General features: G+C 59.1%; 20 protein-coding genes. 10 read left to right on the forward strand and 10 right to left on the reverse strand.

Features of this window, described 5'->3' with window-relative positions; translation table 11 throughout:
• Positions 1-13 precede the first annotated feature (13 nt).
• The 4 genes from lpxC (at position 14) to mutT (ending at position 5352) form a co-directional block, all read left to right on the forward strand.
• Positions 14-937, forward strand: a complete 924-nt coding sequence (gene lpxC, locus BN1117_RS08010) for a UDP-3-O-acyl-N-acetylglucosamine deacetylase (RefSeq protein WP_040096346.1) — start codon at positions 14-16, stop codon at positions 935-937.
• Between the two features lie 140 nt (positions 938-1077).
• Complete coding sequence (locus tag BN1117_RS08015; RefSeq protein ID WP_040096348.1) at positions 1078-1983, forward strand: M23 family metallopeptidase; 906 nt, start codon at positions 1078-1080, stop codon at positions 1981-1983.
• Between the two features lie 58 nt (positions 1984-2041).
• On the forward strand, positions 2042-4762 hold the full coding sequence (gene secA / locus BN1117_RS08020; RefSeq protein WP_040096350.1) for a preprotein translocase subunit SecA: 2721 nt from the start codon (positions 2042-2044) through the stop codon (positions 4760-4762).
• Between the two features lie 185 nt (positions 4763-4947).
• A complete protein-coding gene (gene mutT, locus BN1117_RS08025; RefSeq protein ID WP_040096352.1) occupies positions 4948-5352 on the forward strand; it encodes an 8-oxo-dGTP diphosphatase MutT in 405 nt (134 codons plus the stop codon).
• Between the two features lie 76 nt (positions 5353-5428).
• Here the strand turns inward: mutT and yacG are convergent, their stop codons facing one another.
• From yacG to BN1117_RS08070, 9 genes are all read right to left on the reverse strand, one after another.
• The gene (gene yacG, locus BN1117_RS08030) at positions 5429-5623 is read right to left on the reverse strand and encodes a DNA gyrase inhibitor YacG (RefSeq protein WP_033138127.1); all 195 of its coding nucleotides are present in this window, start codon (positions 5621-5623) and stop codon (positions 5429-5431) included.
• A gap of 9 nt (positions 5624-5632) precedes the next feature.
• Positions 5633-6355 carry a cell division protein ZapD gene (gene zapD / locus BN1117_RS08035; protein ID WP_040096354.1) on the reverse strand — a complete coding sequence of 241 codons (723 nt, stop codon included), beginning with the start codon at positions 6353-6355 and terminating at the stop codon, positions 5633-5635.
• Between the two features lie 37 nt (positions 6356-6392).
• A complete protein-coding gene (gene coaE / locus BN1117_RS08040; protein ID WP_040096355.1) occupies positions 6393-7007 on the reverse strand; it encodes a dephospho-CoA kinase in 615 nt (204 codons plus the stop codon).
• A 13-nt stretch (positions 7008-7020) separates the two neighbouring features.
• Entirely contained in the window at positions 7021-7893 is an 873-nt protein-coding gene (locus BN1117_RS08045) for a prepilin peptidase (protein ID WP_040096357.1), read from the reverse strand.
• A 60-nt stretch (positions 7894-7953) separates the two neighbouring features.
• The gene (locus BN1117_RS08050; RefSeq protein WP_040096359.1) at positions 7954-9195 is read right to left on the reverse strand and encodes a type II secretion system F family protein; all 1242 of its coding nucleotides are present in this window, start codon (positions 9193-9195) and stop codon (positions 7954-7956) included.
• A 212-nt stretch (positions 9196-9407) separates the two neighbouring features.
• Positions 9408-11114, reverse strand: a complete 1707-nt coding sequence (gene tapB, locus BN1117_RS08055) for a PilB family type IVa pilus assembly ATPase TapB (RefSeq protein ID WP_040096360.1) — start codon at positions 11112-11114, stop codon at positions 9408-9410.
• A gap of 3 nt (positions 11115-11117) precedes the next feature.
• Positions 11118-11486, reverse strand: coding sequence for a pilin (locus BN1117_RS18960; RefSeq protein WP_082032570.1), 369 nt, complete (start codon positions 11484-11486; stop codon positions 11118-11120).
• A gap of 327 nt (positions 11487-11813) precedes the next feature.
• Positions 11814-12689 (reverse strand): carboxylating nicotinate-nucleotide diphosphorylase, encoded by an 876-nt coding sequence (gene nadC / locus BN1117_RS08065; protein WP_040096362.1) that lies wholly within the window; start codon positions 12687-12689, stop codon positions 11814-11816.
• A gap of 3 nt (positions 12690-12692) precedes the next feature.
• The gene (locus tag BN1117_RS08070; protein WP_040096364.1) at positions 12693-13163 is read right to left on the reverse strand and encodes a retropepsin-like aspartic protease family protein; all 471 of its coding nucleotides are present in this window, start codon (positions 13161-13163) and stop codon (positions 12693-12695) included.
• A 130-nt stretch (positions 13164-13293) separates the two neighbouring features.
• Between BN1117_RS08070 and ampD the strand changes: the two genes are divergently transcribed.
• The 6 genes from ampD (at position 13294) to BN1117_RS08100 (ending at position 22321) form a co-directional block, all read left to right on the forward strand.
• Positions 13294-13869: a 1,6-anhydro-N-acetylmuramyl-L-alanine amidase AmpD gene (gene ampD, locus BN1117_RS08075; protein ID WP_040096366.1), complete on the forward strand. Its 576-nt coding sequence runs from the start codon at positions 13294-13296 to the stop codon at positions 13867-13869.
• Between the two features lie 278 nt (positions 13870-14147).
• Positions 14148-14912, forward strand: a complete 765-nt coding sequence (pdhR, locus tag BN1117_RS08080; protein ID WP_040096368.1) for a pyruvate dehydrogenase complex transcriptional repressor PdhR — start codon at positions 14148-14150, stop codon at positions 14910-14912.
• Between the two features lie 79 nt (positions 14913-14991).
• Positions 14992-17652, forward strand: a complete 2661-nt coding sequence (gene aceE / locus BN1117_RS08085) for a pyruvate dehydrogenase (acetyl-transferring), homodimeric type (protein ID WP_040096370.1) — start codon at positions 14992-14994, stop codon at positions 17650-17652.
• A 119-nt stretch (positions 17653-17771) separates the two neighbouring features.
• Entirely contained in the window at positions 17772-19658 is a 1887-nt protein-coding gene (gene aceF / locus BN1117_RS08090; protein ID WP_040096371.1) for a pyruvate dehydrogenase complex dihydrolipoyllysine-residue acetyltransferase, read from the forward strand.
• A 148-nt stretch (positions 19659-19806) separates the two neighbouring features.
• Positions 19807-21234 carry a dihydrolipoyl dehydrogenase gene (lpdA, locus tag BN1117_RS08095; protein ID WP_040096373.1) on the forward strand — a complete coding sequence of 476 codons (1428 nt, stop codon included), beginning with the start codon at positions 19807-19809 and terminating at the stop codon, positions 21232-21234.
• Between the two features lie 124 nt (positions 21235-21358).
• On the forward strand, positions 21359-22321 hold the full coding sequence (locus BN1117_RS08100) for a sensor domain-containing diguanylate cyclase (RefSeq protein ID WP_040096375.1): 963 nt from the start codon (positions 21359-21361) through the stop codon (positions 22319-22321).
• 96 nt (positions 22322-22417) lie between these two features.
• Here BN1117_RS08100 and BN1117_RS08105 read toward each other — a convergent pair whose 3' ends face one another.
• Positions 22418-24328 carry a methyl-accepting chemotaxis protein gene (locus tag BN1117_RS08105; RefSeq protein WP_040096377.1) on the reverse strand — a complete coding sequence of 637 codons (1911 nt, stop codon included), beginning with the start codon at positions 24326-24328 and terminating at the stop codon, positions 22418-22420.
• Positions 24329-24440 lie beyond the last annotated feature (112 nt).

Consider the following 24440-nt stretch of genomic DNA (forward strand, 5'->3'; position numbering starts at 1 on the left):
TTAGGGTACACCCATGATTAGACAAAGAACCTTGAAAACGAGTGTACAGGCGACTGGTGTCGGCCTGCATTCGGGTCGGAAAGTCACTATGACGTTCCGTCCGGCACCTGTGAACACAGGGATCGTTTACTTGCGTACCGACCTGAATCCTGTGGTGGAGCTGCCAGCCAATGCCGATCAGGTGCGCGATACCGTGCTCTGTACCGCGCTGGTCAACGAAGCCGGTGTTCGGGTCTCTACCATTGAGCACCTCTCTGCCGCGCTGGCCGGGATGGGGATCGACAACCTCTACGTTGAGGTTGACGCGCCCGAGATCCCGGTGATGGACGGCAGTGCGCATCCCTTTATCTACCTGCTGCAGGAAGTCGGGATCCGTGAGCAGAATGCTGCCAAGCAGTTTGTGCGGATCAAGAAGAGCATCCGGGTTGAAGACGGCGACAAGTGGGCGGAATTCCACCCTTATCGCAACGGCTTCAAGATGGATCTCGAGATCGATTTCCAGCATCCGGTCTTTGCAGGGCGCAATCAGCGTTGCGTACTGGATTTCTCCGGTGCCTCCTTCGTGAAAGAGATCAGCCGTGCCCGTACCTTCGGGTTCATGCGTGATATCGAGTACCTGCGTTCCCAGAACCTGGCGCTGGGCGGAAGCCTGGAAAACGCCGTGGTACTGGACGACTATCGGGTGCTGAACGAAGACGGTTTGCGTTATGAGGACGAGTTCGTCAAGCACAAGATGCTGGACGCGATCGGTGACCTCTATATGTGTAACCGCAGCATCATCGGTGAGTTCCGTGCCTACAAGACCGGACATGCCCTGAACAACAAGCTGCTGCGTGCCTTGCTGGCCGAGCAGGAGGCCTGGGAACTGGTGACCTTCGAGGGTGAGGGCGACAAAGCGCCTATCGCTTACTACGATAACGGTCTGGTTCTGGCCTGATAGCTGTGCAACGGAACGTCGGTCCTCTCTCCGCACCGACGTTCCGTCATTTGTTTACTCCATCCTTTAATACCGATTATCTCCCGGTTTTATTTCCCGTGCAGGCTCCTGGCCGCACCTGACCGAGCAGACTGATTTCTATGAGCATTACCCTGATCCTCCACGGCAAGCAGCGACGCAAGTTGCACCTGCCCAAACAACGTCTGGCCTGGGTCGGCGGTATTCTCTTCTCCCTGTTGGCCCTTGGTGGTGGTTGGCTCTGGCAGAGCTGGCACCAGAAAATGGAGGCGCTGGAAGCCGCGCTTGCCGTTGCCGAGCAACAGTCCGTCGACCAGAGTGGCGATGAAGCCCGTGAACAGTTGGCGATGCTGGCGGCTCAGGTGGGCACCATGCAGGGACAGCTTGGCCGTCTCAATGCCCTCGGCGAACGCTTGACCGAGCAGGCCGATCTCGATCCCGACGAGTTCAATTTCAAAGAGCTGCCCCCGATGGGCGGCCCCTCTTATGATGCAGATCTGGAGGTGAGCCTCAACGAGCTGCAAGCCTCGATGAAACACCTCAGCCAGCAGCTTGGTAGCCGGGAAGAGCAGCTGTCGGTACTTGAATCTTTCATCATGAATCACCATATCACTGATGCCGGTTTTATTTCCGGCTCGCCGGTCAAGCAGGAGCGGGTCTGGATCTCCTCCGGTTTTGGCGGCCGGGTCGATCCGTTCAACGGGCGCGCCAAGATGCACAAAGGGGTCGATTTCCGTGGCAAACCCGGCACCCCGATTCTGGCCACCGGGCCCGGCGTTGTCAGCTGGGCGGGCCGCCATCCGGAATTTGGCAATATGGTGGAGATTAATCACGGCAATGGCCTGGTCACCCGCTATGCCCACAACTCCAAGTTGCTGGTCGAGGTGGGCACTCTGGTGGGGCAGGGTCAAAAGATTGCCTTGATGGGACGTACCGGTCGGGCGACCGGGGTCCATTTGCATTACGAAGTGTTAAAAGATGGTCGTCAGGTCAACCCCGCACGCTTTCTCAGTGCCAGCCGGGGTTAGTTTTTTTCTTCAGGTTCCAGTGACGGAACGCTTTTATAACCAGAAATAGTTGGTACCCATGATTAGCACACTGCTTACCAAGATTATCGGCAGCCGGAACGACAGAACGCTCAAGGCTTTGCGCAAAATTGTAAAACAGATCAATGCCATGGAGCCGCAGTTCGAGGCTCTGTCCGATGCCGAGCTGCAGGCCAAGACGGCTGAATATCGTCAGCGTATCGAGCAGGGCGAGACCCTGGAGCAGTTGCTGCCGGAAGCATTCGCCACCGTGCGTGAAGCCTCCAAGCGGGTGTTCGGCATGCGTCACTTCGACGTCCAGTTGATCGGCGGCATGGTGCTGAACTCCAACCGCATCGCGGAAATGAAAACCGGTGAAGGTAAGACTCTTACGGCGACTCTGCCGGCCTACCTGAACGCCCTGAGCGGTCGTGGTGTGCACGTGGTAACGGTGAACGACTACCTGGCCAAGCGTGATGCGGAAGCGAACCGTCCGCTGTTCGCCTTCCTCGGCATGACCGTCGATTGCAACGTGCCCGGCATGGATGCATCCCAGAAGCGTGACGCCTACGCAGCCGACATCACCTACGGTACCAACAACGAATTCGGTTTTGACTACCTGCGCGACAACATGGCGTTTTCGCCGGAGCAGCGTGTCCAGCGTCCGCTCAACTACGCGCTGGTGGACGAAGTCGACTCGGTGCTTATCGATGAAGCCCGTACTCCGCTCATCATCTCCGGCCCAGCTGAAGACAGCTCAGAGCTCTATATCCGCGTCAACAAGCTGATCCCGCTGCTGGTCAAGCAGGACAAAGAAGACACCGAAGAGTACACCGGTGACGGTCATTACACGGTGGACGAGAAGAACCGTCAGGCCCTGCTGACCGAAAACGGTCAGATCTTCGTGGAAGAGCTGCTCAAGAAAGAGGGGCTGCTGGACGAGAACGACTCCCTGTTCTCCGCCTCCAACATCAGCCTGCTGCACCACGTCAACGCGGGTTTGCGTGCGCACACCCTGTTCGAGCGCAACGTGGACTATATCGTCCAGAAAGACGAGATCGTCATCGTTGACGAACATACTGGCCGTACCATGCCGGGTCGTCGCTGGTCCGATGGTCTGCATCAGGCCGTGGAAGCGAAGGAAGGGGTCAAGATCCAGAACGAGAACCAGACGCTGGCATCCATCACCTTCCAGAACTACTTCCGTCTCTACAACAAGCTGGCGGGGATGACAGGGACTGCAGATACCGAAGCCTTTGAATTCCAGCAGATTTATGGCCTGGATACCGTGGTTATCCCGACCAACAAGCCGATGGTGCGCAAGGACATGGGCGATCTGGTCTACCTGACCGCCAATGAGAAGTATGCCGCCATCATCGAAGATATCCGTGGCTGTGTCGAACGCGGTCAGCCGGTGCTGGTGGGTACCGTATCCATCGAGAACTCCGAGCTGCTCTCCGGCATCCTGACCAAGGAGAAGATCCCGCACAAGGTGCTGAACGCCAAGTTCCACGCCATGGAAGCGGAGATCGTCGCCCAGGCTGGTCAGCGTGGTGCGGTCACCATCGCCACCAACATGGCCGGTCGTGGTACTGACATCGTGCTCGGGGGCAACTGGCAGGCCGAGATTGCCAAGCTGGAGAACCCGACCGAGGCACAGATTGCCGAGCTGAAAGCGGCCTGGCAGGTGCGTCACGATGAAGTGCTGGCCGCCGGCGGCCTGCACATTATCGGTACCGAGCGTCACGAATCCCGTCGTATCGACAACCAGCTGCGCGGCCGTTCCGGTCGTCAGGGTGACCCGGGTTCCTCCCGTTTCTACCTCTCCATGGAAGATACCCTGATGCGGATCTTCGCCTCCGACCGCGTGACCGGCATGATGAAGAAGCTGGGCATGGAAGAGGGCGAAGCCATCGAGCACCCCTGGGTGACCAAGGCGATCGAAAACGCCCAGCGCAAGGTGGAAGGTCGCAACTTCGACATCCGCAAGAGCTTGCTGGAGTTTGATGACGTTGCCAACGACCAGCGCAAAGTGGTGTACGAGCAGCGCAATGAATTGCTGGATACCAACGACATCTCCGAGACCATCCACGTGATCCGTGACGATGTGTACGGCGCGGTGATCGACGAGTACATCCCGCCCCAGTCGCTGGAAGAGATGTGGGACGTACCGGGTCTGGAAGCACGCCTGAAGGCGGACTTCGCGCTGGATCTGCCGCTGCAACAGTGGCTGGCGGAAGATGACAAGCTGTATGAAGAGAAGCTGCGCGAGCGCATTCTCGATGAAGCCACCAAACTCTATGGCCACAAGGAAGAGCTGGTCGGCAAAGAGGTGCTGCGCAACTTTGAGAAAGCGGTGATGCTGCAAACCCTGGATGGCCTCTGGAAAGAGCATCTGGCGGCCATGGATCACCTGCGTCAGGGCATTCATCTGCGCGGCTACGCCCAGAAGAACCCCAAGCAGGAGTACAAGCGCGAATCCTTCGATCTGTTCACCCAGATGCTGGAAACCCTCAAGCGCGACGTGGTCAGCATCCTGAGCCGTGTTCAGGTGCAGGAGCGTGATGTGGAAGCGATGGAGCAGCAGCAACGCCAGCAGGCGGCCGCGGCTCCCCGTACCTACACCCATGCCGCTGCCGAGAACCAGCTGGCCGATGAAGAGGCCGCAGGCGAAGAGGGTCACACCACCTTTGTGCGCGACGAACAGAAGGTTGGCCGCAATGATCCCTGCCCGTGTGGCTCCGGCAAGAAGTACAAACATTGCCACGGTCAGTTGACCTGATCGACGCAGTGCCATAACAAGGCGGGCCCGGTGCCCGCCTTGTTTTTGTCAGAAGGTGGCGAAGTCACGGTAGTGGCGTCACTTGGCGAAGGGTTATCGGATATCAGGTATCATCGGCCGCTCACCCAGCCGGAGGTTGGGTTCATCTAGCGGTCCGGTCATGCATAGCGTGCAAGGGTAACAAGATGGAACAGAAGAAACGGATCTGGGTGGCGGTTGGCGTCATCGAGAATGAACGGGGCGATATCTTTATCGCCAGACGCTCCTCCGATCGTCATCAGGGGGATCGCTGGGAGTTTCCCGGTGGCAAGGTGGAGTCGGGCGAGGATCTGCTCACCGCACTGGATCGGGAGCTGTGGGAAGAGATCGGCATCCGGGTATTGGATTGTGCCCCCTTCATGGAACTGCAGCACGACTACCCCGAGAAGCAGGTATTGCTGGATATCTGGAAGGTGACCCGTTTCAGCGGCGAGCCGTTCGGCAAGGAGGGGCAGGAGTGCCTGTGGGTGCCGGTGGACGAGCTGCACAACTACCACTTCCCCGATGCCAATGGCCCGATTGTAGCGCGGCTACAGGGTCTGCTAGCGTGAGCCGGCAGCAATCAACAAGCATCAAAAAAGGGCCAATCGGCCCTTTTTCATATTGCAGAGGTGAGTGACCGGAGGCTTATAGCCACTGATCGCCCTCTTCCGGCTCTGGCAGCAGATCCGGGTTGATCTCCCCGGGGATCCGCTTCTCTTCATCGGCCCATTCGCCGAGATCGATCAGCTGGCAGCGCTTGCTGCAGAAGGGGCGGAACGGGCTTTGCGGGCCCCACTCCAGCTCGGTTTGGCAAGTAGGGCACTTGACCTTGGTGACCATGGCGACTCCTTAGCAGCAGGCGAGCTGGAATGGCACATCGCCAATCGGTTGCTCTGTGCTGGGCAGAAAGCGCAGGGCGAAGCGGTTCTTGTGGCCGCTCAGGGTCGGGTAGCAGAACAGATTACCCGGCAGCTTGATGCGGATAAGCTCGGCACTCTCGGCGGTGTCCTGGAAGAAACCGTTGCAGGCAACCTGTTCACTGAAGCTGCCTGATTCGCGCCACAGCCGCAGCAGCAGGGTGATGGCATTCATCAGCAGGTTGATGTCGTTCAGCCAGCCTTGCATCTGCTGGTGACGGGTGATGGCCGGGGTCCCGAGCCAGTGGTGCAGTTGCGGTACATCGAAGCCACACAGGCCACCGGGGATGGAGAAGCGCTGGCGGATGGAGCCGAGCAGACGATCCTCTTTCAGGCGGGCGCCCGGGCGTGGCGAGTTGAGCAGGTTGCGCGAAAGCTGGCTGCTCTCTTGCTGCATCTGCTTGATCTGCTCCAGATCGACATCCGGCAGGCTGGCCCAGTGGTTCAGACGCTGGCCGAGACGCTCCAGATCCTTGATGAGGTCGGCGCGCAGGTCACCACGCTCCAGCAACTCCTGCAGATCGAACAGTCCCTTGAAGAAGGCGATATGGGCCCAGGGCTGGTCGCTTTCAAGATTGTCGCGAATTTGGGAAAACAGAGACTCCAGACGCAGGTAGGTCCGGCTTTTTTCATTGAGGGGGAAATCGTAAATCATGCCTAATCCTGGCCAGCCATAAACAGCTCTAGTGTACTCACACTTGGCGGCCTTGTTGAGAGGCAAATGCCAGATATGTCTCGTGCAGTGCCAAAATCCGCGCTTTTATCGCCATTTCGCCGCCATTGTGGTTTTCGATGAGATCATCCGCCGCGGCGAGCCGCTCCGATCTGCTCGCCTGGGCGGCGATGATGGCCCGGGCCTGCTCGGCCGATACCCCATCCCGGCGGCAAGTGCGCTCAATCTGGGTCGCTTCATCCACATCGATCACCAGCACCCGGTTGGCCAGGCCGGTCAGCTTGTTCTCCACCAGCAGTGGCACCACCAGCAGGCAATAAGGTGAACTGGCGGCGGCACACTGGCGCTGCATTTCGCTACGAATAAGCGGATGGAGCAGGGCATTGAGCCACCCCTTGGCTTGCGGGTCGCTGAAGACCCGCTCGCGCAGGGCACGACGGTCGAGTTGGCCACTCTGATCGATCACATCGGTGCCAAAATGGTCGGCGATGGCGGCAAGGGCCGGGGTGCCCGGCGCAACCACCTCGCGGGCGATCACATCGGCATCCACCACCTCGATACCCAGCGCGGCGAACTGATTGGCGATAGTGGTCTTGCCGCTGCCGATACCACCGGTAATAGCAACTACATACATGGGGGCCTCTTGCTCAAAGCAGGGTAGAGAGATACCAGCGGGTGATGGTATCGCCCCACAGCAGGGCAATCCAGCCCGCGATAGCGAGGTAGGGGCCGAAGGGGATAGGCTTGCCCTGATGGTGTTTGTGCAAGGCGATCAGGCTGATGCCGATCACGGCGCCGACCAGGGAGGAGAGCAGCAGAATAATGGGCAGCGCCTGCCAGCCGAGCCAGGCACCCAGCGCCGCCAGCAGCTTGAAGTCGCCATAGCCCATCCCCTCCTTGCCGGTGAGCAGCTTGAAGGCCCAGTAGAGGCTCCAGAGCACCAGATAGCCGGCCATGGCGCCGATCACCGCATCCGCCAGCGGCACCAAGCCACCTGCCAGATTGAACAACAGCCCGCCCCACAGCAGGGGCAGGGTGAGCTGGTCGGGCAGCAACATCTTGTCGAGATCGATAAAGGTGAGGGCCACCAGCACCCAGGTGAGCAGCAGGGCGGCCAGGGTGCCCCAGCCCGGCGTTATGACCATGGCTACGGCCACCGAGAGCAGGGCGGTCAGCAGCTCCACCAGCGGATAACGGGCCGAGATGGGGGCCTGACAGTCGCGGCAACGCCCTTTGAGCCAGAGCCAGCTCAACAGCGGGATGTTCTCCAGCGCAGTGATGGCGTGGCCACAGTGAGGGCAGGCAGAGCGCGGCACCATCAGGTTGTAGCGTTCGGTCGTAGAGGCCGTCTCATCGGGTGAAAAGTAGCTGCGATACTCGGCCTGCCACTCCCGCTCCAGCATGATGGGCAAGCGGTGGATGACCACGTTAAGGAAGCTGCCGATCATCAGGGAGAAGAGAAAAACCAGCGAGAAATAGAGCCAGGGCAAGCTGTGAGCCAGCTCGAGAAGAAGTGTCATAACCAACCGTCAGTCATTAAATAGGGGAAGGGCATGGCAGTGGTGCCATGCCCTGATAAATCAGCCTACCACTTCGCCAAGCTTGAAGATGGGCAGGTACATGGCGATCACCATGCCGCCGACCAGCACCCCGAGCACCACCATGATGAGGGGTTCCAGCAGGCTGGTGAGGCCATCGACCAGATCATCCACCTCCTGCTCGAAGATGGTAGCGACCTTGGAGAGCATATCATCGATGGCGCCGGACTCCTCACCGATCATTACCATCTGGATCACCATATCGGGGAAGAGATCGACGGTGCGCATCGCCACGTTGATCTGCATACCGGCCACCACCTCGTTGCGGATCGCCATGACGGCGGTGCGATAGACGTAGTTGCCGGAGGCGCCGGCCGCCGAGATCAGCGCATCCACCAGCGGAATACCGGCGGAGAAGGTGGTCGACAGGGTACGGGCAAAGCGGGCCATCGCCGCCTTGTGCAGGATCATCCCGACCACCGGAATGGTGAGGACAAACTTGTCGGTATTGTCTTTCACCTTCTGGGAGGCGCGCCAGGCACGGACATAGAGAAAGATGGCCAACCCGGTGCCACCGAAGAAGACATACCACCAATCCTGCATAAAGCGGGAGATGCCGATAACGAACTGGGTAAAGATGGGCAGCTCGGCACCAAAGCTCTTGAAGATATCCTCGAACTGCGGAATGACAAACAGCAGCAGGATGGAGGTGACCACAATGGCCACCAGAATCACCATGGTGGGGTAGAACATCGCCTTCTTGATCTTCGACTTGAGTGCTTCCGACTTTTCCCGATAGGTAGCGATACGGTCGTAGATGGTCTCCAGCGCACCGGATTGTTCACCGGCTTCCACCAGATCGCAGTAGAGATCATCAAAGTAGAGGGGGTGGCGACGCAGCGCTTCCGACATGGGGGTGCCGGTCTCCACATCGGCGGCAATCTGCCCCATCAGCTCGCGCATCGAGGCTTTTTCATGGCTGCGGGCGATGATCTGCAGGCTCTGCACCAGCGGTACACCGGCGGAGAGCATGGTGGTGATCTGGCGTGAGACGATGGCGATATCCATCGGCTTGATCCTGGCGCCGCCCTTGGAGAAGAGCCCCTGGGATTTCTTGGCCACCTTGGTGACATTGACCCCCTGCTTGCGCAGCTCCGCCTTGACGGTATTGATGCTGTCGGCCTGCAGCTCGCCGGAGACCTTCTGCCCCTTGCGGTTTACCCCGTGCCAGCGGAAGGCGAAGACTTTCTTGGGGGCATTGTTCTTTTTCGTGAGGGTTGCCATCTTTGCATCCTGCAATTGGGTCGGGCGCCAGCCCTTATGATACAAACGCCCGGTTAGGTGGCGTACATCCTGTTTTCCTGCGCGAATGTCTGATTACGTGTGCCTGATTCCGCGAATGTCCGATTACGCTACGCTAATCGAACCTACGAAGAACCTACCAACCTACGAAGAATCTACCAACTAATCACTGGCGACGGTTTGCGCCACGGGCATTAGTTGGTGGTGACCCGGTTGATCTCAGCCAGACTGGTGACCCCGAGCCGGGCCTTCTCCAGCCCTGAAGTGCGCAGGGTTCGCATCCCCTCTTTTTGCGCAATAGCGGCGATTTGCAGGGAGTTGGCCCCCTGCATGATCAATTTGGCGATGTTCTCCGACATCAGCATGATTTCGTAGATGCCGACCCGCCCCTTGTAGCCGCCGGAACACTCCTTGCAACCGACCGGTTTGAACAGCCGCAGCCCGGCCGCCAACTGCTGCTGGGTAAAGCCCAGCTCCAGCAGTTCGGCTTCCGGCACCACCTCCGGCTCCTTGCAGTGGTCACACAGTTTGCGGGCCAGCCGCTGGGCCATGATCAGGGTGACCGATGAGGCGATATTGAAGGCCGGTACCCCCATATTCATCATCCGGGTCAGGGTCTCCGCTGCGGAGTTGGTGTGCAGGGTGGAGAGCACCAGGTGACCGGTCTGGGCCGCCTTGATGGCGATCTCGGCGGTTTCCAGATCCCGTATTTCCCCCACCATCACCACATCCGGGTCTTGCCGCAAGAAGGAGCGCAGGGCGCTGGCGAAGGTGAGCCCCGCCTTGGGGTTGACCTGCACCTGATTGACGCCGGGCAGGTTGATCTCCACCGGATCTTCGGCGGTGGAGATATTCACCTCTGTGGTGTTGAGAATATTGAGGCCGGTATATAGCGAGACCGTTTTGCCCGAGCCGGTGGGGCCGGTCACCAGGATCATCCCCTGTGGCTTGGTGAGGGCGCGCAGGTATTGCGCCTTCTGGCGGTCATCAAAGCCGAGTTGCTCGATATTGAGCCGCGCCGCCGAGGAGTCGAGCAGCCGGATAACGATCTTCTCCCCCCACATGGTGGGCAGGGTGTTGACCCGCATATCCATCGACTTGTTGCGCGACAACTTCAACTTGATGCGGCCATCCTGCGGCAGCCGCCGCTCGGCGATATCGAGCCGCGCCATCACCTTGAGGCGGGCGGAGAAGCGGTTGGCCAGATTGACCGGTGGTGTGGCGATCTCATGCAAAATGCCGTCGATACGAAAGCGCACCCGGTACTTCTGCTCATAGGGCTCGAAGTGGAGGTCGGAGGCGCCGCGCTTGATGGCATCCATCAGGATCTTGTTGATGTACTTGACGATGGGAGCGTCGTCATCGGCGGTATTGACGCTCTCGTCCAGCCGGCTGTTCTCGTCGGAGACCTCGAGATCCGAAATTTCGGATTCGTCGATATCCTCCATGCCGAGGGCGTCATTTTCGCTCTCCAGCAGTTTGCCGATGGCGGCGGTGAGCTTGTTTTCCTCCACCAGCAGCGCTTCGGTATGCAGGCCGAAGCTGAAGCCAAAGTCCTCCAGTGCCGAGACATTGGTCGGATCCGACATGGCGATATAGAGGGTGTGGCCCTGGGTATAGATGGGCAGGACGTGGTGCTTGTCGATCAGCTTTTGATTGAGGAACTTCTGCGGGATCTCGGCCAAGTCGAAGGCGGCAAGATCCAGCAGAGGTACCCCATACTCCAGCTCGCAAAAATCGGCGAGCGCCTTGCTGTCGAGGATCTCGTTTTCGATCAGAAATGTCACAAAGGGTTTGCGCTGGGCCTTGGCCTGGCTCAGATAGCGCTGGGACTCCTCTTCACTGATCAATGAAGAGGCGGCCAGGCTTAACGCCAGGCCGCTATTGGGGCTAGAGGTCATGCGTTAGCAGTTTGGTACAGCCCAGTTAATTACTGAGCCACTAACTGGGCCTGTCAGAGTGCAAGTCTTTGATGCTAGGTCACCTCTGCCGGTTGCTGTAATGGTTGCGGTTCCACCAGAAACGCCACCCTCAACAGCGCTAACATTTTGTGTTGTTGTAGTTGCGCTATATGTACAGCTTGCAGCAGATGTAGATGTTTGAACGCAAACTTCCAGAGCTGTTTTACCTGCTCCAGTAGCAGATACAAGCTCTGTCATTTTTGCTTTCTCTGTATAACTCTGATACGCCGGCAGTGCTACCGCCGCCAAAATGGCCACAATTGCGACCACGATCATCAGTTCAATAAGGGTAAAACCCGATTGTTTCTTCATTTGGCTTTGCATGGAAAATATCCTTTTATCCTTGGTTCCAGTGACGCGGGCTGAAAAATAATCCGCACGTCAGCATCTTATCCGAGCTGTCAGGTGGGGCAACAGAGTTTGCCCATTTTGTTAACTACATATCAGTCATTTAACAAGAAACTTGATGCGTGTCATAAAAAAAGTAGCTTCTTATGACTCTTGGTTACCGGTGAAAGCGGGTCCGTTATCACACTCCTTTACTGCGGGAACCTGCATAAAGAAAAGGCGCCCATGGCGCCTTTTGCAAGTTGTTGTTCCGGTTAGTCCGAGTATTTACTCAGGTCTGTGGGGTGAATCTCACGGCTGGATAAAGCGCATGGAGAGATCGAGCGCCCGCACATGCTTGGTGAGCGCCCCGACAGAGATAAAATCGACGCCGGTAGCTGCAAATTCTGCCAGGGTATCGAGGGTGACATTGCCGGAGACTTCCAGCTTGGCGCGGCCCTGATTGATGGCGACCGCTTTCCGCATCATGGTCACGTCGAAGTTGTCGAGCATCACGATATCGGCCTGTGCCGCCAGCGCCTGCTCCAGTTCGGCCAGTGATTCCACTTCTACCTCTACCGGTTTACCCGGATTGAGCCGGCGCGCCTCGTTAATCGCCTCGGCGATGCCGCCACAGGCGAGGATATGGTTCTCTTTGATGAGGTAAGCGTCATAGAGGCCGATGCGGTGATTCTTGCCGCCACCGCAACTGACCGCGTACTTCTGGGCGGTGCGCAGCCCCGGTATGGTTTTGCGGGTGTCGAGCAGGCGGCAGTCGGTGCCTTCCAGTTCAGCCACATAGCGAGCAGTGAGGGTGGCAACGCCGGAGAGGGTCTGGACGAAGTTCAGCGCATTGCGCTCGCCGGTCAGCAGCAGGCGGGCAGGGCCGTGCAGGCGAAACAGCTCCTGATTGGGGGAGAGCACTTCCCCATCCTGCACCTGCCACTCCACCTTCACTTCGCCGCCGAGCTGGGCATTCAGTTGCAAGAAGACTTCATCCACCCAGGGCTGGCCGCAGAATACCCCCGCTTCGCGGGTAATAACCCGGGCGCTGGCCATCCGATCCGCCGGGATCAGCTGAGCGGTGATATCGGCGCTGGCGTCCGGTTGGTCCAGCGTGGTGAGGGCATCGCCCAAATCTTCGAGTAGTGCGGCGCGCACGGCGCGGCTGACATCCTGTTGAAACATGCCTTATTCCTGCAAGGGTCTGAGCAGCAACTGCCGCTCCTTTTGAACCAGCTCCAGTCGACCGAGGGCGTTCATGCCCACCAGCACTTCATCACCACTGGCCACCGGATTGATAAAGATGGCCAGATCGTACAAGGTCAATGGCCCCATCGCCAGCGTTTCGATGGTGCCGTTGCCGACCCGGATCGGCCCTGCGGCGGTATTGACCTGGCTGCTGCCGCGGGCGGTCAGGCCGAGCCGCTCGGCCACCCGCAGGGGGATGGTGACGCGGGTGGCACCGGTATCGAGCAGCAGTTGCACCGGTTGACCGTTGATGGCACCCTCCAGACGATAGTGGCCGCTCTGGTCGGCCCGCAGCAGCAGTTCGCCGCTGGCGGTGACGCCCGGTTGGTTGCGGGAGTGAAAATAGAGGGTCAGCAGGCCCATCAAAGAGAGCCAGGCCAGTAACCACATCCAGCGTGCCGTTTGCTGCATAATCCATCCATATCGAGCGGAAGATGACTCAGCCTACCATACCCTTTTCCCCTGTTTCAGTGCGCCGGCGCTGGTCTGCCCGGCATCTTTCTGCACTGTCCAGCCATCTGTCAGCCAATTCGAGTAGCCGATGACTCAACTCACTTCGCAACCTTGTTTCTCTATCGATGCTGCCGGCTGGTGCCAGCAGGCGCGCCGGGTGCCTTCTCCCCATCACAACCAACGGGCAGCGCCGGATGATATCTCCCTGCTGGTGGTGCATGGCATCAGCCTGCCGCCGGGAGAGTTTGGCGGCCCCTTTATCGACGATCTCTTTATGGGGCGACTCGACCCGGATGCTCACCCCTATTTTGCCGCTATCCATCAATTGCGAGTCTCGGCCCACTGCCTGATCCGCCGTGATGGCGAGCTGGTGCAGTATGTGCCGTTCGGCGCGCGCGCCTGGCATGCCGGTGTCTCGAGTTGGCAGGGGAGGGAGGCATGCAACGATTTTTCCATCGGTATCGAGCTGGAAGGGACCGACGAGACCCCCTATACCGAGGCCCAGTACCGGGTGTTGGCAGGGCTCACCCGAGCCATCTCGGTGCGCTACCCGGCGATTACCCACGAAAAAATTGTCGGTCATTGCGATATCGCACCAGGGCGCAAGACGGATCCGGGTGCCAGTTTTCAGTGGGATTACTACCGGCAACTACTCAACAGCTAAAGTAAATGCTCAAATTTAGTTTGGGTTTTAAAATCAATGGCTTGCAGATCTGGCAGGCCATTGTTGTCTCTGGTTGCGCAAATGTTATTTGTGAGCGCAGTCAAGAATATTGGTCAGACCATTTTCTATGAGCTAAATCATGTTTCCCCTGCTTTACCCCTTAAGTGGTGGGGTTGATTCTTGACTCAGATCATCTTTTGAGTGGACTTTTCAAAAGCCCTCTGCTAATTTTCGCCCCATCCATGAAATTGGTAATACCAATTTAACAAAGTAGCCTCATGCCCTATCGCAAGATTACGCAACCCAAGTTGGCCGACTCCATTGTCGCCGAGCTGGAACAGATGATTCTGGAAGGCAGCCTGCAGCCGGGGCAGAAATTGCCGCCCGAGCGGGAACTCGCCATCCAGTTTCAGGTATCGCGCCCCTCTTTGCGCGAAGCCATCCAGCGGCTGGAAGCGCGCGGGTTGCTTTATCGCCGTCAGGGCGGCGGCACTTATGTGCAGAATGCCCTGAGCAAGGGGATCGCCGATCCCCTGTTCGAACTGCTCAGTACCCACCCGGAAGCCCAGTATGACCTGCTGGAGTTTCGCCACGCGCTGGAAGGCATCTGTGCCTACTACGCGGCCTTGCGGGGAACCGGGTCTGACTTCGAGCGCATTCGTCAGGTGCAAACCACTATCGAAGAGGCGGGCCAGTCCGGTTCGCTGGTGGCCGAATCGGCAGCCGTGACCCAGTTTTATCTGGCGGTGGCCGAGGCCTCCCACAACGTGGTGCTGCTGCACCTGCTGCGGGCCATGAGCCCGATGCTCGAGCAGAACATTCTGCAAAATAACGAGATTTTGAATCGCCGCCCGGGAGTTGTCGCCAAGATACGTCGCCATCGCGCGAACCTTATCGAGGCTATTCTTTCGGGGGCTCCGGAGCGGGCCAGAACTGCTTGTCATGAGCATCTGGCCTTTATCGAGGACACCTTGTTGGATATGCAGAGGGAAGACAGCCGGATCCAGCGATCCATGCGTCGGATCCGTCAGCAGGAAAACTAATCCCACAAGGCTCTATTGTCGAATGCTTGCGCCCTTCGCCGTGCAATGCCGTGCAATCACAACAACATAGGAACCAGCCATGTCTGATATCCTGAAGAACGATGTGGACCCGATAGAAACGCTGGAGTGGCTTGCCTCTCTGGAATCCCTGCTGCGTGAAGAGGGCCCGCAACGCGCTCAGTTCATCCTTGAACAGTTGGCCGAGAAAGCCCGCGTAAGCGGTGTGGACGTGGCTGCCAAGGCAAATCGCGATTACATCAACACCATCCCGTCCAGCGAAGAGCCGGACTACCCGGGCGATCTGGAGATGGAGCGCCGCATTCGCGCCATTATCCGCTGGAACGCCATGATGATCGTGTTGCGCGCCTCCAAGAAAGACCTGGACCTGGGTGGTCACATGTCTTCCTTCGCCTCTTCCGCGACCATCTACGAAGTCTGCTTCAACCACTTCTTCCGTGCTCGCAACGAGAAGGATGGTGGCGATCTGGTCTACTTCCAGGGTCACATCTCCCCGGGTATCTACGCCCGTGCGTTTGCTGAAGGTCGCCTGACCGAAGAGCAGCTGGACAACTTCCGTCAGGAAGTGGACGGCAAGGGTATCCCTTCCTATCCGCACCCGAAACTGATGCCGGACTTCTGGCAGTTCCCGACCGTATCCATGGGGCTGGGCCCCATCGCCGCCATCTATCAGGCTCGCTTCCTGAAGTACCTGACCGACCGTGGTATCAAGGATTGCTCCGAGCAGACCGTTTACGCCTTCTTGGGTGATGGCGAGATGGACGAGCCGGAAGCCAAGGGTGCCCTGACCGTTGCCGTGCGTGAAAAGCTCGACAACCTGGTGTTCGTGGTTAACTGCAACCTGCAGCGTCTGGATGGTCCGGTTGTCGGTAACGGCAAGGTCATCAACGAGCTGGAAGGCCTGTTCGCTGGCGCCGGTTGGGATGTCACCAAGGTTATCTGGGGTCGCAAGTGGGATGAGCTGCTGAAGAAAGACACTTCCGGCAAGCTGATCCAGCTGATGAACGAGACCGTGGACGGTGACTACCAGACCATGAAGTCCCGCGACGGTGGCTACATCCGCGAGCACTTCTTCAACCGTTATCCGGAAACTGCCGCGCTGGTCAAAGACATGACCGACGAGGAGATCTTCGCTCTGAACCGCGGTGGCCACGATCCTCGCAAACTGTTCGCTGCATTCAACAAGGCGACCCAGACCAAGGGCAAGCCGACCGTTATTCTGGCCAAGACCATCAAGGGTTACGGCATGGGTGAAGCGGCTGAAGGCAAGAACATCGCTCACCAGGTCAAGAAGATGGAGCTGGACTCCGTGCGTCACCTGCGTGACCGCTTCAACCTGCCGGTGGCCGACGAGCAGCTGGCCGATCTGCCTTACCTGAAGATCGAAGCCGGTTCTGCCGAGCACAAATACCTGCACGACCGCCGCACTGCCCTGAAAGGCTATGTGCCGACCCGTCTGCGCGAAAGCACCACCAAGCTGGAAATCCCGGCGCTGGATGCCTTCGGCCCGCTGCTGGGTGAGCAGGCGCGCGAAATCTCCACCACCATGGCGTTCGTGCGTTCCCTGAACGTGATGCTGAAAGACAAGTCCATCGGCAAGCGCATCGTTCCGATCCTCGCTGACGAAGCCCGTACCTTCGGTATGGAAGGTCTGTTCCGCCAGATCGGTATCTACAGCCCGCACGGTCAGCAGTACACCCCGCAAGACCGCGACATCGTCTCCTACTACAAGGAAGACAAGCAGGGTCAGGTTCTGCAAGACGGTATCAACGAGCTGGGCGCCATGTCCTCCTGGCTGGCTGCTGCGACCTCTTACAGCACCAACGACTGCCCGATGATCCCGTTCTACATCTACTACTCCATGTTCGGCTTCCAGCGGATCGGCGACATGGCGTGGGCAGCCGGTGACCAGCAAGCCCGTGGCTTCCTGCTGGGTGCGACCTCCGGTCGTACCACTCTTAACGGCGAAGGTCTGCAGCACGAAGATGGTCACAGCCACATCCTGGCGAACACCATCCCGAACTGCATCTCCTACGACCCGTCCTACGCCTATGAAGTGGCGGTGATCGTACAGGACGGCCTACGCCGCATGTACGGTGAGAACCCGGAGAACGTGTTCTACTACATCACCACTCTCAATGAAAATTATGCGATGCCAGCCATGCCGGAAGGCGCCGAGGAAGGCATCCGCAAGGGTATCTACAAGCTGGAATCCGTCGCCGGTGCCAAGGCGAAAGTTCAGCTGCTGGGTTGTGGCTCCATCCTGGGTCACGTGCGCAAGGCTGCCCAGATCCTGGCCAGCGAGTATGGCATCGGTTCCGATGTATTCAGCGTCACCTCCTTCAACGAGCTGGCTCGTGACGGTCAGGACGCGGATCGCTGGAACATGCTGCACCCGACTGCCGAAGCTCGCGTACCGTACATCGCTCAGGTACTGGGTTCTGAAGCCACCATCGCTGCGACCGACTATATGAAGTCCTTCGCCGATCAGGTTCGCGCCTTCGTTCCGACCGAGAACTACCGCGTGCTGGGTACCGACGGTTACGGCCGTTCCGACAGCCGTGCCAACCTGCGTCGTCACTTCGAAGTGAACGAGTTCTACGTGGTGGTTGCTGCCCTGACCGAACTGGCCAAGCGCGGCGAGGTAGACAAGCAGGTTGTGGCCGACGCCATCGCCAAGTACGGCATCGATGCCGACAAGGTCAACCCGCTGTACGCGTAAGTGGATCAAGGGTCGCGCCGTATGACGGCGCGACCCTGCCAGGATTTAAAACGGTTAACGCGAGATGTGCGTGGCGGCATCAGCCAGTCACGCGGATCGACGCAAGAGGATAAAGCACAATGTCCAAACAGATTATGGTGCCGGATATCGGCGCCGATGAAGTTGAAGTCACCGAGATCATGGTGGCCGTGGGTGACAAGGTCGAGCTGGACCAGTCCATCATCGCGGTAGAAGGCGACAAGGCCTCCATGGAAGTGCCGGCCCCGTCCGCCGGTATCGTCAAAGAGATCCTGATCAAGGTGGGCGACAAGGTTGCCACCGGTTCCCAGATCATGATCTTCGAAGCCGAAGGCGCTGCCGCCCCTGCTGAAGTGGCTGCACCGGTTGCTGCTGCTCCGGCCGCCGCACCTGCCGCTGCCGCGCGCAAAGATGTGCACGTACCGGACATCGGTGACGACGAAGTGGACGTGACTGAAATCATGGTTGCCGTGGGCGACATGGTAGAAGCCGACCAATCCATCATCGCCGTGGAAGGTGACAAGGCCTCCATGGAAGTGCCGGCACCGTTCGCCGGTCGCGTGGTCGAGATCAAGGTTGCCGCTGGCGCCAAGGTCTCTACCGGTTCTCTGGTGATGGTATTTGAAGTGGCTGGCGCTGCGCCTGCTGCCGTTGCTGCTCCGGCCCAAGCTGCCGCGCCGGTGGCTGCCGCCCCGGTTGCCGCCGCTGCCAAAGAGGTCAACGTACCGGATATCGGTGGTGACGAAGTGGAAGTCACCGAGATCATGGTTGCCGTGGGTGACAAGGTTGAAGCCGACCAGTCCCTGATCGCCGTGGAAGGTGACAAGGCCTCCATGGAAGTGCCTGCGCCGTTCGCCGGTGTGGTCAAAGAGATCAAGGTGAAGGCGGGTGACAAGGTCTCCACCGGTTCCCTGATCATGGTATTCGAAGTGGCTGGTGCTGCCCCTGCCGCCGCGCCGGTTGCTCAAGCTGCCGCGCCGGTCGCCGCTGCCCCTGTGGCTGCTGCTCCGGCTCCGGTTGCCCAGGCTGCTGCCGCTGCGACCGATTTCGTTGCCAACGACGCTTACGTACACGCCTCTCCGGCAGTACGCCGTCTGGCGCGCGAGTTTGGCGTCAACCTGGCCAAGGTGAAAGCCTCCGGTCGCAAGGGCCGCATCGTCAAAGAAGACGTGCAAGCCTACGTGAAGGATGCCATCAAGCGCGCCGAGTCCGCTCCGGCTGCTGGCACCGGTACAGGCAACGGTATGAGTGTTCTGCCGTGGCCGAAGGTAGACTTCAGCAAGTTTGGTGATGTGGAAGAAGTCGAGCTGACCCGCATCCAGAAGATCTCCGGCCCGAACCTGCACCGCAACTGGGTCATGATCCCTCATGTCACCCAGTTCGACGAAGCCGATACCACCGAGCTGGAAGCGTTCCGCAAAGAGCAGAACGCCATGCTCGAGAAGCAGAAGGCTGACGTGAAGATCACCCCGCTGGTGTTCATCCTGAAAGCCGCCGCCAAGGCGCTGGAAGCTCACCCGCGCTTCTGCAGCTCCCTGTCCGAAGATGGCAGCAAGCTGATCATGAAGAAGTACATCCACATCGGTGTGGCGGTGGATACCCCCAACGGTCTGGTTGTGCCCGTGGTGCGCGATGTTAACAAGAAGGGCATCATGGAGCTGTCTCGCGATCTGGCCGAGATCTCCAAGAAGGCCCGTGCCGGCAAGCTGACCGCTGCCGACATGCAGGGCGGTTGCTTCACCATCTCCAGCCTGGGTGGCATCGGCGGTACCAGCTTTACCCCGATCGTCAACGCGCCGGAAGTGGCCATCCTCGGTGTTTCCAAGTCCGAGATGAAGCCGAAGTGGAACGGCAAAGAGTTCGCGCCGCGCCTGATGCTGCCGCTGGCTCTGAGCTACGACCACCGGGTGATCGATGGTGCCGATGGGGCTCGCTTCATCACCACCATGAACGGCGTGCTGTCCGACATTCGTCGACTGGTCCTGTAAGTGAGAGGGCGGGCCCAGAGCCTGCCCTTTTTACTTCTCATTTCATTAACATGATCGTAAACTTGCCCCGTTTTTTTCACGGCTGCAGCCACCCGTTTTGGTATAAGACTGCGCTGTCCGGGGATATAAGAACGACAAAGAGGTCATGATGAGTAAAGAAATCAAAACCCAGGTCGTAGTACTGGGTGCTGGCCCTGCCGGTTATTCCGCTGCTTTCCGTGCAGCCGATCTGGGTCTGGATACTATTATCGTCGAGCGTTACTCCACCCTGGGTGGCGTCTGCCTGAACGTGGGCTGCATCCCCTCCAAGGCCCTGCTGCACGTTGCCAAAGTGATTGAAGAAGCCAAGGCGCTGGCCGAGCACGGTATCGTCTTCGGTGCCCCGCAGACCGACATCGACAAAGTGCGTCTGTGGAAAGAGAAGGTGATCAACCAGCTGACCGGCGGTCTGGCTGGCATGGCCAAGATGCGTAAAGTGCAGGTTGTGAACGGTTTGGGTAAATTTACCGGCCCGAACACCCTCGAAGTTGAAGGTGCCGATGGCAAGACCACTGTGACCTTCGACAACGCCATCATCGCGGCCGGTTCCCGTCCGGTGAAGCTGCCGTTTATCCCCCACGATGACCCGCGCGTATGGGACTCTACCGATGCGCTGGAGCTGAAAACCGTTCCCGGCAAACTGCTGGTTATCGGTGGCGGTATCATCGGTCTGGAGATGGGGACTGTTTATTCTTCTCTGGGCTCCGAGATCGACGTGGTGGAATTTGCCGACCAGCTGGTTCCGGCTGCCGACAAAGATATCGTCAAGATTTACACCAAGCGCGTCGCCAAGAAATTCAACATCATGCTGGAGACCAAGGTCACCGCAGTTGAAGCGCGCGAAGACGGCCTGTACGTCTCCTACGAAGGCAAACATGCTCCGGCCGAGCCGGTTCGTTACGACAACGTGCTGGTTGCCGTAGGTCGTGTGCCGAATGGCAAGATGCTGGATGCCGAGAAAGCTGGCGTTGCCGTGACCGAGCGCGGTTTCATCGAGGTGGACAAGCAGCTGCGTACCAACGTGGCGCACATCCACGCCATCGGTGACATCGTGGGTCAGCCGATGCTGGCGCACAAAGGTGTGCACGAAGGTCACGTTGCCGCCGAAGTGATCGCCGGCAAGAAGCACTACTTCGACCCGAAAGTGATCCCGTCCATTGCCTACACCGAGCCAGAGATGGCATGGGTGGGTCTGACCGAGAAGGAAGCCAAGCAACAGGGCCTGAACTTCGAAGTCGCCACCTTCCCGTGGGCTGCATCCGGTCGCGCCATCGCCTCCGACTGCTCCGACGGCCTGACCAAGCTGATCTTCGACAAGGAGAGCGGCCGCGTCATCGGTGGTGCCATTGTGGGTACCAACGGCGGTGAACTGCTGGGTGAAATCGGTCTGGCCATCGAGATGGGTGCTGACGCCGAAGATATCGCGCTGACCATCCACGCTCACCCGACTCTGCACGAGTCCGTGGGTCTGGCTGCTGAAGTGTTCGAAGGCTCCATCACCGACCTGCCGAACGCCAAGGCCAAGAAGAAAAAGTAATCTTCAGTCCGCTTCATAAAAAAAGCCGCTCGCATGAGCGGCTTTTTGTTTTCTCCTGGCAGCCCCGACTTCAGCAAAGCCCAATATGCTAAAGATAGGTTTTGGCACTAACCGGAGAGGCACGATGCTAGAGGCACCCATTCCACCCGATGAGGCATTGCGGCTGGCGACCCTGCGGCGGTTCTCTTTGTTGGATTCCGAGGCCGAGGAGCGGTTTGACCGGCTGACCCGCATGGCCCGACGGATGTTCAATGTCCCCATCGCGCTGGTGAGTCTGGTGGATGAAGATCGCCAGTGGTTCAAATCCTGTATCGGATTGGAGGTCAGCGAGACCGCGCGGGATATTTCATTCTGTGGCCACGCCATCATGGGCAATGAGACCTTCATCGTGCCGGATGCCTCGCAGGATCCCCGCTTTGCCGACAATCCGCTGGTGGTGGGTGGGCCCGGTATCCGCTTCTATGCCGGACAGCCACTGCGGATCGCCAACGGTTGCAAACTGGGGACGCTCTGCATCATCGATACGGTGCCACGGGAATTGAGCGACGAGGATGTGGGGTTGCTCAAGGATCTGGCTGCGATGGTGGTGCGGGAGATCGAAGCGGTGCAGCTGGCCACCATTGATGAGTTGACCCTGATCTCCAATCGGCGCGGGTTCGTGATGCTGGCGGAGAAGAGCCTCTCGCTGGCCAGTCGCTTGCAGATGCCACTGGCGCTGCTCTATCTGGATCTCAATGGCTTCAAGGGGATCAATGATAGGTGGGGACATGCGGAAGGGGATCGGGCCCTGATCGCCTTTGCCACTCTGCTCAAGCAGGCTTTTCGTGGCGCCGACGTCTTTGCCCGCATGGGCGGCGATGAGTTCGCCGTCCTGCTGCCCAATGTGGTGGAGGCGCAGGCGCAACTGGCCTATGAGCGTTTCAATGCCATGTTGGCCGAGCACAATCAGCACTGTGGTTGCGGCTATGCGCTGACCTGCAGCACCGGGATTGTCTGTTATGACGGGCGCGGCTGTGCCTCCCTTGCCGAGCTGCTCACCCGCGCAGATGAGCTGATGTATCAGCGCAAACGGGATGGCAAGGGCTGACCGCTATACCTGATTAGCCGCCACTAAAACAACAGAGAGCGCCACGGCGCTCTCTGTTGTTGATGGCTTAGGTCAAGGCCAAGGCCAAGGTCGGGGTCAGAGCCGGAAGTTGCCAACCAGCTTGTCGAGCTCGCCGGAGAGCTGCTGCAGGCTGCGGCTGGCATCAGTCAGCTGGTGCGCAATATCGGCGGTCTCCATGGTGAGCTGGTTGATATCCTCCACGTTGCGGTTAAGTTCTCCCACCACGCTGGATTGCTCTTCGGTGGCGGTGGCCACCTGGATGTTCATGTCGTTGATCTGGGTGATGTGGGCGGTGATCTGGCCAAGGGCAACGTTGGCCTCATCGGCCTGGCTCACTACCTCCAGACTCTGGTTACGCCCCTGCGCCATGGCGCTGACGGCGCGGGCACTCTGCTCTTGCAAGCGGTTGATCATCCCCTGGATCTCGGCGGTCGAGGCGGCGGAGCGGTTGGCCAGATTGCGCACCTCATCTGCCACCACGGCGAAACCGCGACCCTGTTCACCGGCGCGAGCGGCCTCGATAGCGGCGTTCAGTGCCAGCAGGTTGGTCTGCTCCGAAATGCTGCGGATGGTTTCGAGGATGCTGCCGATGGAGTCGGTCTGGCTCGCCAGCGATTCGATAACCCCAGCCACCTGCTCAATCTCGCCGGAGAGGCCGACGATACCGTGGCGTGCCTGCGCCACCACTACTGCACCCGCATCGGCCTGATCGTTGGCCTGTCTGGCTACTTCGGCTGCCAGCGAGGCGTTACCGGCGATCTCGCTCACCGTGGCTCCCATCTGGTGGATGGCGGTGGCCACCTGCACGGTGCGGTCACGCTGGGCAGTACAGTTGTGCTGGGTCAGCTGGGCCTTGTTGGCCACCTCGTTGGCGGTGGCGGCGAGTTGGCGGGAGTTCTCTGCCACCTGCTCGATGGAGCCGTGGATCTTGGCGACGAAGTTGTTGAAGCCGGTGGCGACCTGACTCAGCTCATCACGACCCTCTACTTTGAGACGCTGGGTGAGATCCCCATCACCGCTACCCAGTGCCTTGAACAGGCGGGCCAGCTCGTTGAGCGGACGGCTGACCGAGCCAGCCAGCAGCATCCCCATCAGCCCCATGGCCAGCGCAATCACCAGCGAGATCATCAGGATCTCGTTGCGGGTCTGATCCAGCCCTGCATAGATTTCGGCTTCTGGCACCTGGGCCACCAGATACCAGTCGAGCAGCGGGATATAGCTGCTGGCCAGTACCATGGGCTCACCGTTCACCTCGGCGTTGATGACGGCAAAGGGGCGTTTGGCCAGCAGGCTGCCGGTATCACCGCTGGCAATGTTGCCAAGGGTGTCACGCTCGATACGGTTAGCCTCCGGATGCAGCTTCACCTTGCCGCTGCCATCGACCATAAAGACGATGCCGCTCTCTTCCAGCCGGAAGTTGGCGACCATGGTCACCATGGTGTCGAGGGATTTGGCAAAGCCGGCCAGCCCGCGCCCGTTGAGCTGCTGGAAGTTGACGAACAGCTTCACCTCGCCGTTGCTCTCGCGAAAGATGCTTAAGGTCATCTCCTTTTGGCTCTTGGTGTAGTCATAGAACCAGGCGTCCTGCGTGGGGGTCAGGTTGCGCAGAAAGCCATCCTGGTTGTAGTAGGCGGCACTCTGGCGATCGGCGAAGGAGGCGGTCACCAGCCCATACTGGTTGGCCACATCCTTGAGCTGGTTGATGAGGAGTGGCTCCTGCTCTTTGGGCATGCCCCGATCCACCCAGTCGAGGATAAAGCGGTCGGTGGCCAGTTGGCGAGCGGCCTGGGCGATACCGTGGAGATCCTGTTCGATCTCCTTGCTGATCCGCTGGGTCAGGTTGGGTAGCTCCTGCTCGAACATCCGGGTTTCGATCAGTTGCTGGGCCGACCGTTGGCTGAAGAAAGCCACCAACAGGCAGGAGACAACCACGGCCAGGGTGACCGTCGCCAGGATTTTCTGTTTAAGGGTGAGGGTTGCCAGCATAAAGGTGCTCAAAAGGTTGATGATGGGTCGGATGTATATTAGCGGCCGTACCGTGAGACTCATGAATTCGCTGTGCCATAAATTTTCAGATTGCGTTTGCGATCACAGGATA

This window comes from Aeromonas australiensis, from assembly GCF_000819725.1.
Taxonomy (GTDB): domain Bacteria; phylum Pseudomonadota; class Gammaproteobacteria; order Enterobacterales; family Aeromonadaceae; genus Aeromonas; species Aeromonas australiensis.